2 protein-coding genes (1 of these 2 only partly in view) are annotated in these 19,027 nt (G+C 68.9%); both read left to right on the top strand.

The window, feature by feature from the left end; translation table 11 throughout:
- The first annotated feature begins 39 nt into the window (after window positions 1–39).
- Entirely contained in the window at window positions 40–1,983 is a 1,944-nt protein-coding gene (locus AC1D1G_RS13765) for an acetoacetate--CoA ligase (RefSeq protein ID WP_283332959.1), read from the top strand.
- Between the two features lie 1,324 nt (window positions 1,984–3,307).
- On the top strand, window positions 3,308–19,027 hold the 5' portion of the coding sequence (locus AC1D1G_RS13760) for a non-ribosomal peptide synthase/polyketide synthase (RefSeq protein ID WP_477952516.1). 18,006 nt of this gene lie beyond the right edge of the window; only the first 15,720 of its 33,726 coding nucleotides appear in the window; it begins with the start codon at window positions 3,308–3,310; its stop codon lies beyond the right edge, outside the window.

The following is a 19,027-nucleotide window of genomic DNA, read 5'->3' as shown; positions in this document are numbered from 1 at the left end:
GAGCGCGGAACGGTCGCGCTCTCGGGGAAGATGGTGCCCATGACTGCCGATCCGCAATGGGTGCCCACCGAATCCGACGTGTGCGACGCGGTCGTCACCGATTTCGCCCGTTTCGTCGCACGGCGTCACAGCGTCCGAGTCGACGACTACCGGGCGCTGTGGCGCTGGTCGGTCGCCGACCCGGCGGCGTTCTGGCAGGACGTGTGGGACTACTTCGATATCCGGTCCGCCACCGACCCCGGACCGGCCCTCGCGGACGACGCGATGCCGGGGGCCGTCTGGTTCCCCGGGGCGACCCTCAACTACGTCGACCACGTCTTCCGGAACGCCCGCCCCGGCACACCGGCGATCCTGTACGCGGGTGAGGGCGCCACCGACATCTCCGTCGGGTGGGACGAGTTGCGGTCCGCGGTGGCGGGCCTCGCCGCGACTCTCCGCGAGCACGGAGTCGGGGTCGGTGACCGGGTCGTCGGTTACCTCCCGAACATTCCCGAGGCCGTCGTCGCGTTCCTCGCCACGGCGTCGCTCGGTGCCGTGTGGGCCGCGTGCGGACAGGACTACTCCGCGCCGGCCGCGCTCGATCGACTGGGTCAACTGGAACCGAAAGCGCTGATCACCGCGGACGGCTACCGGTTCGGGGGCAAGGAACACGATCGACTCGCCGCGTCGGCCGACCTGCGCGGCGGATTGCCGTCGCTGGCCCTCACAGTGGTCGTGCCGCGTCTCGATCCGGACGCCGCCGTCGACGGCACCCTCACCTGGGCGGAGGCCACCGGCCGGGACGCCGCACTCGAGTCCGTCGCCGTCCCGTTCGACCACCCGCTGTGGGTGGTGTTCTCCTCGGGGACCACGGGCCTGCCGAAGGGCATCGTGCACGGTCACGGCGGCGTTCTCCTCGAGCACGTGAAGTCGCTCGCGCTCCAACTCGACATCGGCCGCGACGACACCCTCTTCTGGTACACCAGTCCCAGTTGGATGATGTGGAACTTCCAGACGGCGGGCCTGCTGGTGGGGGCCACCATCGTCTGCTACGACGGAAGTCCGTCCTATCCGACGCCGGATGCGTTGTGGTCCTTGGTGTCACGGCTGGGTGTGACCGTGGTCGGCACCAGTCCCGGCTATGTTCTCGCGTGCGACAAGGCGGGTGTGGTCCCCGTGCGCGAGCACGATCTGAGCGCACTCCGGGCGGTGGGGGTGACCGGGTCCACGCTGCCGGCGGCGTCGTCACTGTGGTTGTCCGAGAACGTCGGTCGCCGCGTTCCCGTCGTGTCGATCACCGGTGGGACCGACGTGGTGTCGGCGTTCGTCGGGGGAGCGCGGAACGTCCCGGTCTGGCCGGGGGAGCTGTCCGCCCCGTGCCTGGGTGTCGCCGTCGACGCGTTCGACGAGTCTGGGCAACCGGTGCGAGGTGAGGTCGGTGAACTGGTCGTGACGGCGCCGATGCCGTCCATGCCGGTGTCGTTCTGGAACGATCCGGACGGAAAGCGGTACCGCGAAGCATATTTCGATGTGTTTCCGGGAGTGTGGCGGCACGGCGACTGGATCACGATCACCGATCGCGGGACCGTCTTGATGCACGGAAGGTCCGATTCCACCTTGAATCGCAACGGGATTCGGATGGGTAGCGCCGACATCTACCAGGTGGTGGAGAAGCTCCCCGAGGTCGCCGAGGCGCTTGTCGTCGGTGTCGATCTGGCGGACGGCGGATACTGGATGCCGCTGTTCGTGGTCCTGTCGGAGGGGGCGGAACTCGACGACGCGCTGAGGCAGCGTATCCGCGCAGCGATTCGTGAGCAGGCCTCTCCGCGGCATGTGCCCGACGACATCATCGAGGCGCCCGGCATCCCGCACACCCGGACCGGCAAGAAACTCGAGGTGCCCCTCAAGCGCATTTTTCAGGGTGCGGATGCTGGGCGCACGGTGGACCGCAGCGCCGTGGACGACCCCGATCTGCTCGACTGGTTCGCGAGCCACGGACGGTGAGCGGCGAGTCGGTCGATGTCAGTATCGTTGGGCGACAACGGTTAGGTTAGACTTACTTTAGTTACTCGTTGGTAGAAGCGTTCTTCCTGATGTCGGCGCGTCCCTGAATGTGAGAAATCTCCCGTCTGCCCGCGATCGGTCGCGCGGCGGCGATCGCGACTAATCGGACATCGACAGTGCCGAGCGTCGGGAGGGTGTTCCAGATGCTGGGATACAACCGGGGTGTCGCCGGTTCACATCCCTTCGCCGGGGACGCGTGTCTGCGTCCTCGTGGCAGGTCAGCGGGCGATCTGCCGGCACCCGAGCGCTCACGTGAACGTCCAAGTTTTCGTTCGATGCGACTACGCGACGAACCTGCTCGGTTATTCCCGGTATGCAACTTCGGGTGCTCTGCGTTTTGAGACCTGCGCGGGGCTTTGGTAGACACGGTGGTTGGCAAAACTGCGGTCACGGGGGGCAGTGAGTGTTCAACGCCGCGGCCGGTCATCAGATCGGCTGCACCGTGCACGGATAACAGTCGGGAGGCGGAACATGAAACTGGATACGACAGTTGTACACCTAGTGAAATTCCGACTCTCGGTACGGTATCCGTGTTCTGGTTGTACACAGTGCCCGGAATGCGGTCCGGCCTGTTGAATATGTGCGCGTCGAAGATCGAATCTAGGCCTGGTTCTGGAAGTATCGAGGGTTGGGTACGTCACACCGGCGCCGGTAACGGCAGTGGATCCGACACCGATGTAATTCCCGGCGCTACCGCAGAACCGTACGAACCGAGATTGTCACCACCGAGCGAGAGGAGGCCGAAGCAATGATCGCGACGATGTTTCGCTCCTCCACCAGCGCCGTAGACTCGGCTCTCGACTCGGAGGATGACGAGCACCGATTGGGTGGCCGCTTGTTGGATCGATGAGAGAACGGAGCCACGTATGAACCCGCTCACCGCAAGTAGTTCGGGATGTAAGGGCCTTGGAGTGTTCAGCGTCGCAGGCAATCGGGTTTCGGACGATCGTCTGACATCGACTCCGAGTGTGGTGGAACTCTTCGATCAGCGCAGGGCGTCCCATGCCCGGCACGTCCCCGCTCCGCGAGATGCTTCGAACCGGCAGGGCCTGTTCGTGTGATGGCGTTCATCGGAAGACCGGCTCACGACGCAGTCCGTGGGACCGAGAGCTACGAATCACCAAAGACACAGGCGGCAGTCGCCACGCGTTCGAGAACGGAGTAACCCTTGGGGTCGGGACAAGCAGCGGGTAGTAGCGGTGCTCCGGAAGGGGCGTTTCCGCTGTCGGCTGCGCAGCGAGGCATCTGGTTCGCGCAACACGCGATGGGCGAGGTTCCTCTCACCATCGCCCAGTACATCGAGCTTCGCGGTGACATCGACCTCGACCTGCTGACCGAGGCCACGGTCCGTACCGGCCGGGAGTTCGGCTCCGGTTTCCTCCGCCTCGTCGAGATCGAGGGGATGCCCTACCAGTACGTCGACAAGTCCCTCGACGACGCCATCACCTACGTCGACCTCCGCGGCGAGGGCGATTCCGTCGACGCCGCCGAGAAGTGGATGCGGGCCAACTACAGCGCCCCCGTCGACCTCCTCGAAGACCGCCTCGTCGTGGTCTACCTGCTCCACGTCGGGGAGAATCACTACTTCTGGTTCTGCCGCATCCATCACATCGCGCTCGACGGATTCGGCGCGATGGCGCTGATCGCACGCATCGCCGAGATCTACACGGCGCTGGTCGAGGGCACCGAGCCGCCGGCCTGCCGCGCCGAGGACCTGGTCCGGATCGTCGAGGACGAGCAGCGGTACCGCAACTCCGAGCGGTTCGCGAAGGATCGCGAATACTGGGCCGAACGCACCGCGCACCTGCCCGAGGCCCCGAGCCTCGCCGGTCGTGCGGCCATGGTGGGCAAGTTCGCGCGGCTCTCCTCCGAGGCACTGCCCGAGTCCACCGCCACCCTGCTCGACGAGGCCCTCGGCGGCAGCAACGCCAGCTCCGCGCCCATCGTGGTGGCCGCATTCGCCGCGTACCTGGCCCACATGACCGACCGGACGGACGTCGTCCTCAGCCTCCCGGTCTCGGCGCGCACCACCGCCACGCTGCGCCGTTCCGGCGGAATGGTGTCGAACATCGTTCCGCTCCGGCTCCAGATCACCCCGGAGATGACCGTCCCCGAGCTGGTCAAGAGCGTTCAGATCGAGCTGACCGGCGCCCTGCGCCGCCAGCGGTACCGCCACGAGGACATCCGCCGGGACGCGGGAGCGCCCCAGGGGCAGCGTGGCTTCTTCGGTCCCTCGATCAACATCATGATGTTCCACAGCGAGATCAAGCTGGGGACGGTCACCGGACACCAGAACGTCCTCACCACCGGACCGGTCGAAGATCTCTCCCTGAACATCTACCAGGGTGTGGCAGGCAGCAAGATCCACATCGACTTCGAGGCCAACCCCAACCTGTACTCCGCGGACGAGCTGGACCGTCACCACAGCCGCTTCTTCGACTTCTTCGAGCGCTTCCTCGGCGCCGGCGACGACGCCTCGGTGTCGGACCTGGCCGCGATGAGCGACGAGGAACGCGCACAGGTCGTGACCGGGTGGAACGGCGACGTCGTGTCGCCGCCGGCGGGGACCGTCGTCGACCTGTTCGACGCCCAGGTCGGGCGCACCCCCGACGCGACGGCACTCGTCTTCGACGGCGAGGAGCTCACGTACGCCGAGTTCGACGCGCGGGTGAACCGTCTCGCCCGGACGCTGATCGGCAGGGGAGTGGGTCCGGAGACGAAGGTCGCCCTCGCGATCCGCCGCTCGCTCGACTCCATGGTCGCGATGTACGCCGTCGTCAAGGCGGGCGGCGCGTACGTGCCACTCGACCCCGACCACCCCGCCGAGCGCACGGCGTACGTACTCGAGAGTGCCCGCCCGCTGTGCATCCTCACGGTCGCGCGCGACGGCCTCGTCTTTCCCGCCGATCAGGACGTCCTGGAGATCGACGCCCTGGATCTGAGCGGCGTCCCGGCCGGCCCGATCCGCGACGACGAACGGGCAGCCGATCTGCGGCCGGCGAACCCGGCCTACGTCATCTACACGTCCGGGTCCACCGGACGTCCGAAGGGCGTGGCGGTGAGCCACGCTTCGGTCCTGAACCAGGTCACGTGGATCGCGTCGCGCTACGAGCTCGATGCGAACGATGTCGTGCTGCAGAAGACCCCGACGACGTTCGACGTGTCGGTGTGGGAACTGTTCGCCGCACTCGCCTCCGGGTCGCGCCTGGTGATCGCCGCACCCGAGGGGCATCGCGATCCCGCCTACCTCGCCGACGTGATCGCGCGCGAGAAGGTCACGGCGACATCGTTCGTCCCGTCGATGCTGTCGGTGTTCGTCGCCGAAGCGGACCGCGAACAACTCGTCAGCCTGCGCGTCGTTCTCGTTGCGGGAGAGGCGTTTCCGCCTGCCGTCGCCGCGGCGTTCCGCGCGAAGTCCGACGCCGGGTTGCACAACCTGTACGGCCCCACCGAGTTCACCGTGCACGCCACCGCAGGCGAGGTGGATCGGGAGACCCTCCACACGATTCCCATCGGCACCCCGGTGTGGAACACCGAGGCGTACGTGCTCGACGGCCACCTCCGGCCCGCTCCCATCGGATCCGCAGGAGAGCTCTATCTCGCGGGCGCCCAGGTCGCGCGCGGCTACGAGGGCAGGCCGGAGCTCACGGCAGAACGCTTCGTGGCCAATCCTTTCGGCGCCGCGGGAACCCGTCTGTACCGCACCGGCGACCTCGTCAAGTGGCGTGTCGACGGCAGCATCGAGTACCTCGGCCGCACCGACTTCCAGGTGAAGGTGCGCGGCCTGCGCATCGAACTGGGCGAGATCGAGGCCGCGATGTCCTCGTATCCGCATGTGGCGCAATCGGTTGCGGTCGTGCACGACAGCTCCCTGGGACAGCGGCTCGTCGGGTACGTCGTCCCCGAACCCGGTTCGGCGGTGGACGTCGAGGATTTGACGGTCCACGTCGGCCGCGCGGTGCCCTCGTACATGGTTCCCGACGCCGTCGTGGTGATCGCCGAGATGCCGGTCGGCGCGAGCGGCAAACTCGACCGGAAGGCCTTGCCCGAACCCACGTTCGCGGCGGAGTCCAGTGAGTACGTGGCCCCTCGCAGCACCATGGAGGAGTCGATCGCCGGACTGTTCGCCGAAGTTCTCGGTCTGCCGCGGGTCAGTGTCGGCGACTCGTTCTTCGCGCTCGGTGGCGACAGCATCGTCTCGATCCAGCTGGTGTCCCGCGCGAAGGAAGCCGGTGTCCTGTTCACGGCCCGCGACGTCTTCGAGCGCAAGACCGTGGCCTCGCTCGCCGAGGTCGCGAAGTCGGCATCCGAGTCGGCGACGGTGCACGTCCTCGAGGAACTTCCCGGCGCCGGTATCGGCACGATGCCGCTGACACCGGTCGTGCACTGGATGACGGAGCTGGGCGGCGACTTCCACCGCTTCTCCCAGTCCATTCTCCTGGCCCTGCCGCCGAAGGTGGAGCGGGACCGCCTGGTGCGCACGCTGGCGGCCGTCGTCGATCGCCACGACGCTCTGCGTTCGTCGTTGCGCCGCACCGACTCTCCGGCCGGATGGTCGCTGGAGGTCGCACCGATCGGCTCCGTCGACGTCGACCGGCTCGTCGATCGCGTCGAGTTCAGCGAGGGACCCGGCACCGACTCGTTCGAGGCGCTCGCCGCGCACGCCCTCGACCGCACGGTGGACAAGCTGGACCCGGCGACCGGCAGCGTGGTGCGTTTCGTCTGGTTCGCGCCCGCAGAGGACTCCGGCGATCTTGCACCGCGGGACGGCGAGGACGGCGTCAGCGGGGAGGACGAGAGCACCCCGCAGACGGGACGACTGCTCGTCGTGATCCATCACCTCGCCGTGGACGGGGTGTCCTGGCGAGTGCTGGTGCCCGACTTCGCATCCGCGTGGGCGCAGATTGCCGCCGGTGCCGACCCGCTGCTCCCGGCGGTCGGCACGTCGGTGCGCCGCTGGGCGCACGGCCTCGCCGACAACGCCCGGAGCGCCCGCCGCGTGGCCGAACTCGACCACTGGCGCACCACTCTCGACGGTGCGGACCCGCTGATCGGTTCGCGCGCCCTCGACGGCCGCGACACGGTCTCGACCACCGGCCGGGTCCGCCTGGAGGTCCCGGCCGACGTCACCGACGGTCTGCTGACCGACGTGCCGCGCGCGTTCCACGGCGGCGTCAACGACGGCCTCCTCACCGCCCTCGCCCTCGCCGTCGCGGCGTGGCGCGCGGAACGCGGCGTCACCGAGTCCTCGACCCTCGTGCACCTCGAAGGCCACGGCCGCGAGGAGACGGTGCTGCCCGGCGCCGATCTCTCCCGCACGGTCGGCTGGTTCACCAGCATGTTCCCGGTCCGGTTGTCGGCGCCCGGCGTCGACGTGCGCGACGCCCTCGCCGGCGGCGCGGCCGCAGGTCGGGCCGTCAAGTCGGTGAAGGAACAACTCGCCCGGGTACCCGAGCACGGCATCGGCTACGGAATGCTGCGATTCCTCAACGCCGAGACCCGCGCGGTTCTCGCGGCGTTGCCGAGCCCGCAGATCAGTTTCAACTACCTCGGCCGCGTATCGGTGGGCGAGATCCCCGACGCGTTCCGGGCGGCGGGCTGGGTGCCCGACACCGACACGATGGAGCTGACCGGTACCCGCAACAGCGAGATGCCGGTGCACTTCGCCCTCGACATCAACGCGATGATCGTGGATGTCGAAGGAGAACAGCGACTTTCGGCCACCGTCGACTTCCCCCAGGGCGTCCTCACCGACGCCGAGGTGGGCGAGCTCACCGGCCTGTGGACGCGCGCGCTCGAAGGGCTCGTCGAACACACGAAGCGGCCCGGAGCCGGTGGCCGGACGCCGTCGGACCTCGACCTCGTCTCCCTGAGTCAGAGCCGGATCGACACCCTCGAGAGCGACTACCCCGCACTCGCCGACGTCTGGTCGCTGGCCCCGCTGCAGGTGGGCTTGCTGTTCCACGCGTCGCTGGCAGGTACCGCCACCGACGTGTACACCACCCAGCTGGTGATGGACCTGGGCGGGTCCGTCGACACCGACCGCCTCCGCCGCGCCGCGGAATCACTCGTCGCGAGGCACCCCAACCTGCGCACCGCGTTCGTCGCGGGCGACGACGGCACCGGTATGCAGGTGGTCGTCGACCGGGTGGACGTGCCGTGGACGCACGTCGACCTCTCGGCCGCGTCCGAGTCCGACCGTGCTGCGGAACTCGAGGCGCTGATGCTCGCGAACCGGACCGACCGGTTCGACATGACCGCGCCGCCTCTCGTGCGATTCCTGCTGGTCGAGACGGGCGAGGACCGCTACCGGTTCGCCGTCACCAACCACCACATCCTCCTCGACGGCTGGTCGCTGCCGATCCTCATCCAGGATCTGCTGACCCTGTACGCGGTGGACGGCGACGCGCTGGCACTGCCGCAGCCGCGTCCGTACCGCAGCTACCTCGAGTGGCTGTCCGCGCAGGACCCGCAGGTGCCCGTGGCCGCGTGGACGAAGGCCCTGAGCGGCATCGAGGAGCCCACCCTCCTCGCACCCGCGCACGCGGAGACCGCCCCGACGCTCACCCCCGGTGAGCTGGTGATCGACCTGCCGGACGACCTGCTCGCCGACATGACCGCGCGCTCGCGCGAACTCGGCGTCACCATGAACACCCTCGTTCAGGCCGCGTGGGGAATCGTGCTGGGCAGGCTGACCGGACGGGACGACGTGGTGTTCGGCACCACCGTCTCGGGTCGTCCGCCCCAGGTGCCCGGCATCGAGTCCATGCTCGGGCTCTTCATCAACACCCTGCCGGTGCGGGTGCGCGTCCGGGCCGGCGACGCCGTCCGCACCCTGCTCGACCGCATCCAGCACGAGCAGACCGAGTTGCTCGATCACCATCACGTCGGGCTCACCGACATCCAGCAGGGACTCGGCCTCGGCGCGCTGTTCGACACGCTGATGGTCTACGAGTCCTACCCGCTCGACCGCGAGGCGCTCACGAAGAGCAGCGACATCGAGGGTCTCCGCGTTCTCGACGTGACGTCCAACGACGCCACCCACTACCCGCTGGCGATCGTCGCGATGACCGACCCGCGGCTGCACTTGACGGCCAAGTTCCTTCCCGAGATCTTCGAGGCCGCCGAGGTCGAGGAGATCATGGAGCGGGTCGTCCGTGTGCTCGGTGCGCTGTCCGGGGACGTCGACACGCTCGTCGCGGACATCGACATCCTCGCTCCCGGCGAGCGTGCGTCCCTGCTGGCGGCGCACGGCACCGACGCCGCCGCACCGCTGTCGCTGCCGCAGATCCTCGCCGTGACCGCAGCCGAGAACGGTGAGCGCATCGCGCTGGTCGCGGATGGCGAATCGCTGACCTACGCGGAACTCGACGCGCGCTCGAACCGGCTCGCCCGGGTTCTCGTCGATCGCGGTGTGGGACCGGAAACGTCTGTGGCGCTCGGGATGACGCGCTCGCTGCACTCGGTGATCGGAACGTGGGCCGTCGCCAAGGCCGGCGGCACCTTCGTGCCCGTCGACCCCCGCTACCCGTCCGAGCGCATCGCACACATGGTCGTCGACTCCGGTGCGATTCTCGGCCTGACCGTGGCCGCTCAGCGCGACACCCTTCCCTCGGACGTCGAATGGCTCGCCCTCGACTCGTCCGAGTGCGACGCGCTGTGCGCCGCGAAGTCGGCGGAGCCGGTCACGGATTCCGAGCGGACCGCGTCGGTTCGGCTCGAGCATCCGGCGTACATGATCTACACGTCCGGTACCACCGGTCTGCCCAAGGGCGTCGTCGTCACCCACACCGGTCTGGCCAACTTCTCCGCCGAGCAGCGCACCCACTACGGGGTGAGCCCGTCGGCGCGGACTCTGCACTTCGCGTCCCCGAGCTTCGACGCGTCCGTCCTCGAACTGCTGCTCGCCTTCGGCTGCGGCGCGACGATGATCGTCGCGCCCGCCGACCTGTACGGCGGTGAGGAACTGCGAAACTTCCTCGCGGACAACGAAGTCACCCACGCCTTCGTCACGCCGGCCGCGCTCGCGTCGGTGGAGCCGGCCGGACTCGACCGGCTCGAGGTCGTCGTGGTCGGCGGCGAGGCGTGTCCGCCGGAACTGGTGGAACGCTGGGCGACGGGTCGTCGGATGTACAACGGCTACGGACCCACCGAGGCCACCATCATGAGCAACGTCAGCAACCTGCTGGTGCCCGGGAGCCGGATCGAGATCGGCGGTCCCGTCTGCGGTGTCACCGTCTACGTTCTCGACGAATTGCTACGCCCGGTACCTGTCGGCGTGGCGGGGGAGTTGTACATCGCAGGCCCAGGCCTCGCCCGCGGCTACCACGACCGTCTCGGCCTCACCGCCGAACGATTCGTCGCGAACCCGTTCGGCGACAGCGGGAGCCGGATGTACCGCACGGGCGACATCGTCCGGTTCGTCGTCGACCACGGGCACCGCGCCGGCTACGGCGTGGAGTACGTCGGCCGCAGTGACTTCCAGGTGAAGGTCCGTGGTTTCCGGATCGAGCTCGGCGAGATCGACGCCGCTCTGGTCAAGCACCCGGACCTCGAATTCGCGGCCACCCTCGGCACGTCGATGCCGTCGGGTTCGACCGCCCTCGTGTCGTACGTGCTGCCCACCGCGGGCGCCGCGGTGGACGTGGCCGAGGTGACGCATTTCGTCGGCGACATGCTTCCGGCGCACATGGTGCCGAGCGCCGTCCTCGTCATCGACGAGATCCCGCTCACCACCGCAGGCAAACTCGACCGGAGGGCTCTGCCCGAGCCCGACTTCGACGCCCTGCAGGGCGAGATGATCGAGCCGCGCACGCCCACCGAGGAACTGGTCGCCGGTGTGCTCGCCGACGTGCTCGGCCTCGCGAAGATCAGTGTCGCCGAGTCGTTCTTCGACCTCGGCGGCAACTCGCTCGTGGCGACGAAGGCTGTCGCCCGGCTCAACGCTGCCGCGGGTACCCGTCTGGGTGTGCGCGAGTTGTTCGAGGCGCCGACCGTGGAACGGCTCGCCGTGAAGGTGGCCGAGCAGGCCGGCACCGGCTCCGACCGGCCGGTTCTCGTCGCGCGGCCGCGCCCCGAGCGGGTTCCGCTGTCGATGGCGCAGCAGAGCATGTGGCTGATGAACCGGTTCGACACGGCGTCCTCGGCGTACAACATTCCGCTCGCCGTGCGTCTGTCCGGTTCGCTCGACATCGACGCGATGTCGTCGGCCGTGTCGGATGTACTCGCGCGGCACGAGTCGCTGCGGACCGTGTTCCCCGACTCCGGTGACGGCCCGTACCAGCAGGTCGTCGACACCGCGCAGGTTCCGTTCGACCTGACGCCCGTCCCGGTGACCGAGGCCGAACTCCACACGGCGCTCACCGAATTCGCCACCGAAGGATTCGACGTCACGGTCGCGCCCCCGCTGCGTATCCGGCTGTTCGCCACCAGTGAGAGCGAGTTCCTGCTCGTCCTCGTCGTACACCACATCTGCGCCGACGGCGCGTCGATGTCGCCGCTCGCGCGCGACGTCATGGTCGCGTACAGCGCGCGCACCGCCGGTGCGGCTCCGCTGTGGCAGCCGCTGCCGGTGCAGTACCCCGACTTCGCGCTGTGGCAGCGCGAGGTCCTCGGCGACCCCGCCGACACCCGGTCGCTCGCGGGCAAGCAGATCGCGCACTGGGCCGACACCCTCTCCGGGGCACCCGAGCTGATCGACCTCCCGCTGGACCACGCACGCCCGGCCAGGCAGTCGATGCGAGGCGATTCGATCGACTTCGCGATCACCCCCGAACTGCGGCGCGGCCTCGAAGCGGTCGGCAGGGAACGCGGCGCCTCGCTCTTCATGGTGACGCACGCGGCGTTGACGACGCTGCTGTCGCGGCTGAGCACGAGCGACGACATCACCGTCGGCACCCCGCTCGCCGCACGCAGCGATCAGGCGCTCGACGACCTGGTGGGCATGTTCGTCAACACCCTCGTCCTGCGCACCCGCGTGCGGCCGGGGGATTCGTTCGCCGATCTCGTCGAACGGGTCCGCGAAGGCGACCTGGCGGCGTTCGGCAATTCCGACGTGCCGTTCGAGAAGATCGTGGAGGCACTGCGGATCCGGCGCTCGGCGGCGTACTCGCCGCTGTTCCAGGTGATGTTGTCGTTCCAGAACAACCGGATGGACGCGCTCGAACTGCCCGGGCTGACCGTGCGCGTGATCGAGGACATGGCGCAGGGCGCCAAGTACGACCTCACGTTGACGATCACCGAGAAGGCCGACGAGTCGGGTGAACCGGCAGGCCTCGGCGGCAGGTTCACGTTCGCCACCGACCTGTTCGAGCGGAGCACCGCGGAACGGATCTCCGAGCGGTTCGTCCGGATCCTCGAGGCCGTCGTCACCGATCCCGGTGTCGCTGTAGGCGACATCGACATTCTCACCGAACACGAGAGAGCAAAGTTGAGCCCTGTCAGGCCCGCACGCACGATGACCGTTCGCGAGCTGCCGCAGCTTCTGGCCGCTGCGGTCGAGGTCGCTCCCGACGCCGTCGCCGTCGCTCACGACGGCATGCAGGTGACGTACCGCGAGTTCGACGAGCGGCTCCGCTTGATGTCCGCGCCGCTGTCGGAGCGGGGGATGGGTCCGGACGCGATCGTCTCCGTGGTGCTGTCCGGTCTGGTTCCCACGATCATGATGGCTCCGCCGTCCGAGGACGGGAAGGACGGCTTCGGCACGATCCTCGACCAGGTCATCGCGGACGCGCACGCCCTCGTCGGTGACATCGAGATCGCCGCGCCCGCACCGGAGATCGTTGCGACGCCGGAGGCGGAGGTCACCGAAACGTCGGGATGGCCCCTCGAACTCTTCGTCACGCGCTGGCAGGAGTGGGTCGAGCGCGACCCGGAGGCTCGCGCCGTCGTGGCGGGCGGCGTCGAGACCAGCCGCGGCGAATTGAACCGCCGGGCCAACCAGCTCGCACGCGAACTGCTGTCCCGTGGTGTCCGCCCCGACGACGTCGTCGCACTGCTCACCCCCCGTTCGGTCGAATGGGTGATCGGGATGCTCGCCACCTGGAAGGTCGGCGCGGCGTACTCCCCGTTCGACCAGAAGTGGGGAATGGAGCGGATCACGGGCCTCGTCGAGGACAGCGGCACGCGGACCGTGGTGGCCACCCGGTCCTGGAGCGGGCTCACCGAGGCACCCACGGGGAACGCGGCGCTCGACGACCCGATCGTGCTCGACGACCCCGAGACGGCGCGCCACCTCGAATCGCTCGACGACACCGACTTCCCGCACGACCCGTGGTCGGACGAGCACGCAGGCACGCGCCTCGGGCACGTCATCTCGACGTCGGGCTCGACCGGGCGGCCCAAGCCCACGATGGTGCCGATGCTGGGCCTGTCCAACAACTATCAGTCGTACCAGTGCGACCTCCGGGTGAAGGACGGCACCGGACTGCTGATCGCGAACTCCCCGCTGTTCGACCAGACCCAGAAGAACATCTGGGTGGGTCTCGCGTACGGCGGTGTGCTCCACCTCGCCGACGACGGCTTCGATCCGGGACCGATTCTCCGCATGATCGGCACGGGCGAGGTCCAGATCACGAACCTCGCACCCAGTGCGTTCGAAGTCCTCACCGAACTGGACACCGAGGGCGTCCTGCCCAATCTGAAGGTCGTCCTCCTCGGCGGTGAGATGCTGCGGCCTGCAGCCTGCACGGCGTTGATCGGCACGGACTCGCGCCTGCTCAACAACTACGGCCCGACCGAGGCATCGGTCACCTGCTCCTCGTACGAACTGGACCTGTCCACCGGGGATGCCGAGTCGTGGCCGGTCCCGTTCGGCGCCGCGTTCCGCGGTGTCCGGTACCACGTGCTCGATGGCCGGATGCGCCCCGTGCCGCCGGGAGTGACCGGTGACCTCTACATCGGCGGCCAGGTCCTGGCCCGCGGGTACGGCAACATGTTCGGCACCACCGCGTCACGATTCGTGGCGAATCCGTTCGAGGGGCCCGGCGCCCGCATGTACCGGACCGGTGACCTCGTCCGCGAGCGTGCCGACGGCGGGCTCGTGTTCGTGGGCCGCAGCGACTTCCAGGTGAAGATCCGCGGTCTCCGAATCGAACTCGGCGAAATCGAATCCGCACTCAACGCGACCGACGCGGTGCAGAAGTCGGTGGTGGTCGTCCACGACAGCGAGCAGGGTCCCCGGCTCGTCGCATACGTCACCGCGACCGCAGGCGCCGAACTCGACGTCGATGCGACGCTCGACGCACTGCGGCACGTGCTGCCGTCGCACATGATCCCGGACACGGTGATGGTGCTCGACGAGATGCCGCTCAACGCGAATCTCAAAGTCGACCGCAAGGCCCTCCCGGAGCCGGTCTTCGCCACGAGCACGGTCGAATTCGTCGCGCCGCGCACCCCGCTCGAGGAGGTCGTCGCCGGCATCTTCGGTGACATCCTCTCCGCGACGCGAGTGAGTGTCGACGAGTCGTTCTTCGACCTGGGCGGCAACTCGCTCAGCGCCACCCGCGTCGCTGCCCGCGTCACGTCCGCGACCGGCACCGAGGTCGGGATCCGTGATCTGTTCGAGGCCCCCACGATCGCGACCCTCGCGAAGCTCGTCGAGGACCGGGCTCACCACGGCTCCACCCGGCCGGCACTCGTCGCGGGCGAGCGCCCCCGGGAGTTGCCGCTGTCGCTCGCGCAGCAGCGGATGTGGTTCCTCAACCGTTTCGACCCGTCGTCGCCGGCGTACAACGTTCCGCTCACCGTGCGACTGCGCGGCGAGCTGGACGTCGCCGCGCTGGCCGCGGCGCTGTCCGACGTCGTCGCGCGGCACGAGGTGCTGCGGACCGTGTTCCCGGACTCCGATTCCGGCGCGCACCAGGTGATCCTGCCCGCCGCCGGCATCGACCTCGCTCTCGAGCCGGTCGACGTCCGCGAGGAGGACCTGCGGGACCGGATGTTCGAGTTCGGTTCCACCGGCTTCGACGTCACCGACACGATCCCGGTCCGGGCCCGCCTGTTCCGGCTCGGCGCGACCGACCACGTCCTGGTGCTGGTCATGCACCACATCGCGTCCGACGGCGCGTCCACGTTGCCGCTGGCCCGCGACGTCATGACGGCCTACGCGGCCCGTCAGGACGGGACGCAGCCCGCCTGGCCGGCGCTGCCCGTCCAGTACGCCGACTACGCGCTGTGGCAGCGGGACGTGCTCGGTTCCGAGGACGACCCCGACTCCCTGGCCGCGGCGCAGATCGACTTCTGGTCGAAGACCCTCGCGGGTGTGCCCGACGTCCTGGCACTCCCCACCGACCGGCCCCGCCCGACGGTGCGGTCGATGGCAGGCGCCTCCGTGGGCTTCTCCGTCGACGAGGACATCCACCGTCGTCTCGGTGAGGTCGCGCGCGCACACAACGTGTCGCTGTTCATGGTGCTGCACGCGTCGCTGTCCGTTCTGCTGGCACGGCTCAGTTCGAGCACCGACATCGCCATCGGCACCGCCGTGGCCGGTCGCGGTGACGAGGCGCTCGAGAACCTCGTCGGCATGTTCGTCAACACACTGGTGCTGCGGACCGAGGTCGAGCCCGGAACGTCCTTCGCCGAACTGCTCGAGCAGGTCCGCACCCAGGACCTCGCCGCGTTCAGCCATCAGGATGTCCCGTTCGAGCAGTTGGTGGACGCCCTGAAGCCGACCCGGTCCACGGCGTACTCGCCGCTGTTCCAGGTCGTGCTGACCCATCAGGTGAACGGCATTCCGTCGCTCGAATTCGCCGGACTGGAGGCGACACCCGGCGCCGTGGACGTCGAGTTCAGCAAGTTCGACCTCACCGTCGACCTGCGCGAACTGTGGTCGGACGAGGGTGCGCCCACCGGGATCACCGGCGTTCTCGGGTTCGCCACCGAGATCTTCGACGCGGAGACCGTGCAGGGCTTCGCGGACCGTTTCGTGCGGATCCTCGCCGCCGTCGCAGACGGCGGAACCGACATCGCGGTAGGGGACATCCCCATCCTCGACGCCGAGGAGACAGCGGAACTGACACCGGTCCGCGGTATCGAGGGCACACCGCCCACGACTCTCGTCGAACTGTTGTCCGCGGCGGTCGCCGCGAACCCCGACGGGGTCGCGATCGTCTCGGGCGGCAGCATCACCTACCGCGAGCTGGACGAGCGCTCGAACCGTGTGGCGCGCATCCTGATCGAGCGCGGAGTCGGCGCGGAGACGTTCGTCGGACTCGGCATCACCCGCTCGATCGCGTCGATCGCCGGCATCTGGGCGGTCGCCAAGAGCGGCGGCGCGTACGTGCCGATCGACCCCGGGTACCCGGACGAGCGCATCGCGCACATGGTCACCGATTCCGGTGTGGCGCTCGGGCTTTCCGTGAGCTCCGAGGTCGGCCGGCTTCCGGCGGGCGTGGACTGGCTGGTCCTCGACAGCGAAGACTTCGAGAATGCCGCCGCGCGGTACTCCACCGCTCCCGTCGCGGAGGCGGAGCGTCGCACGGCGGTGACACCGGCCAACAGCGCCTACGTGATCTACACGTCCGGCACCACCGGGCAACCCAAGGGCGTCGTCGTGACGCACCGGGGTCTCGCCAACTTCGCGGCCGAACAGCGTGAGCGTTACCAGGTGACGACGGACTCGCGGACGCTGCACTTCGCGTCGCCGAGCTTCGACGCGTCCGTTCTCGAACTGCTGCTCGCGGTCGGCGCCGGTGCCACCATGGTGATCGCTCCCACCGATGTGTACGGCGGACCCGAGTTCGCGAAGTTCCTGCGCGAGCACCGCGTCACGCACGGCTTCGTCACGCCTTCGGCGCTGGCGTCCGTGGATCCGTCCGGGCTCGACGACTTCCAGTTCGTCGTCGCCGGCGGCGAGGCCGTCCCGGCGGAACTCGCGGCGCGCTGGGCACCCGGACGTTCGCTGTTCAACGGATACGGTCCCACCGAGACCACGATCATGACCAACATCAGCGACCCGATGGCCGCCGACGGCCCGGTCACGATCGGTGGTCCGATCCGCGGCACCAGCGCGCTGGTCCTCGACGATCGGCTCCGCCCCGTTCCGGTCGGTATCGCAGGTGACCTCTATCTGTCGGGTCTCGGACTCGCCCGTGGCTACCACCGGCGCACGCCGCTGACCGCGGGACGCTTCGTCGCGAACCCGTACGGTGAGCCGGGCGACCGGATGTACCGCACCGGCGACGTCGTGCGCTGGACGAAGGACGCGGACGGTGCGCTGACCGTCGACTACGTCGGCCGCTCGGACCAGCAGGTGAAGGTCCGCGGGTTCCGCATCGAACTCGGCGAGATCGACGCGGTGCTCGCCAAGCACCCCGCCGTCGACTTCGCCACGACGTCCGTGCTGCCGGGACCGTCCGGGGATTCGGTCCTCGTGTCGTACGTGCTTCCGGTGCCGGGCGCCGAGGTGGACGTCACCCGGATGCTGGACTTCGTGGGCGAGTTCGTGCCCACGTACATGGTGCCGTCGACGATCGTGACCCTCGACGCCATCCCGCTCACCCCGGTGGGCAAGCTCGACCGCCGCGCCCTGCCCGAGCCCGAGTTCCTGGCGGAGGACCGTGAGTTCCGTGCCGCGGGAACCGCTCTCGAGCAGCGGGTGGCCGCAGTGTTCGCGGAGGTGCTCGGTGTCGACGTGGTCGGTGCCGACGACTCCTTCTTCACGCTCGGCGGAAACTCGCTCGCCGCTACCCGCGTGATGGCGCGGATCAACGAGGCCGTCGGCATCGACGCTCCGGTGCGCGAGATCTTCGAGGCTCCCACGGTGGCGCAGCTGGCGCGCAGGCTGGAAGAGCTCGGTGTGGACGGCGGCGCCCGACCGCCCGTCACCGCCGGACCGCGTCCGGACCGGCTGCCGCTGTCGCTGGCCCAGCAGCGGATGTGGTACGCCAACCGGTTCGATCCCGAATCGGCCGAGTACAACATCCCGTTGGCGTTGCGGCTCACCGGCGCACTGGACGCCGACGCGCTGCGTTCGGCGATCGCCGACGTCGTCGCCCGGCACGAATCGCTGCGCACGGTGTACCCGGATTCCGTCGACGGCCCCTACCAGGTCGTCCTGTCCGCATCCGACACGAAGTCCGGGCTCGACGTCGTCCGCGTGGCCGACGAGCAGGAACTGCGGGAGCGGGTCGTCGCGCTGGCATCGGCCGGCTTCGACGTCACCGCCGACGTCCCGGTGCGCGCCGCCCTGTTCGAACTCGGGGAACGCGACCACGTCCTCGTCGTCGTCGTCCACCACATCTCGGCGGACGGCTCGTCGATGGCCCCGCTCGCGCGGGACCTGTTCGGCGCCTACGGCGCTCGCGTGCAGGGGGAGGAGCCCAGCTTCTCGCCGCTGCCCGTGCAGTACCCGGACTTCGCCCTGTGGCAGCGGAATCTCCTCGGCTCCGAGGACGACCCGGAGTCGCTCGCGGGCAAGCAGATCGCGTACTGGACGCACGCGCTCGGCGATGCACCGGAGGTTCTCGACCTCCCCGCCGACCGGCCGCGCCCGGCCGTCCGCAACCCGCAGGGCGGTCTGATCGAGTTCGAGATCGGGCAGGACGTGCACCGGTCGCTGAACGAACTCGCACAGACCCACCAGGCGTCGCTGTTCATGGTGGTGCACACCGCACTCGCCGTGCTGTTGGGGCGACTGAGCAACACCAGCGACATCTCCGTCAGCACCCCTGTCGCGGGCCGCGGTGACCGCGCGCTCGACGATCTCGTCGGTATGTTCGTCAACACGCTCGTGCTGCGCACCGATGTGGACCAGAACGCCCGTTTCAGCACGCTGCTCACGCAGGCACGCGAGGTCGATCTGAATGCATTCGGCAACGCCGACGTGCCGTTCGAGCAGATCGTCGAGGTGCTCCGTCCGTCGCGCACCGCCGCGTACGCGCCTCTCGCGCAGGTGATGCTGAGCTTCCAGAACCTGGAACGGCCGAAGCTCGAGCTCGCCGGGCTGACCGTCGAGGTCCTCGAGAGCGGACTCACCACGAGCAAG

This window comes from Rhodococcus sp. P3_B8, from assembly GCF_056402775.1.
This window is presented reverse-complemented; position numbering and strand designations above follow the sequence as displayed.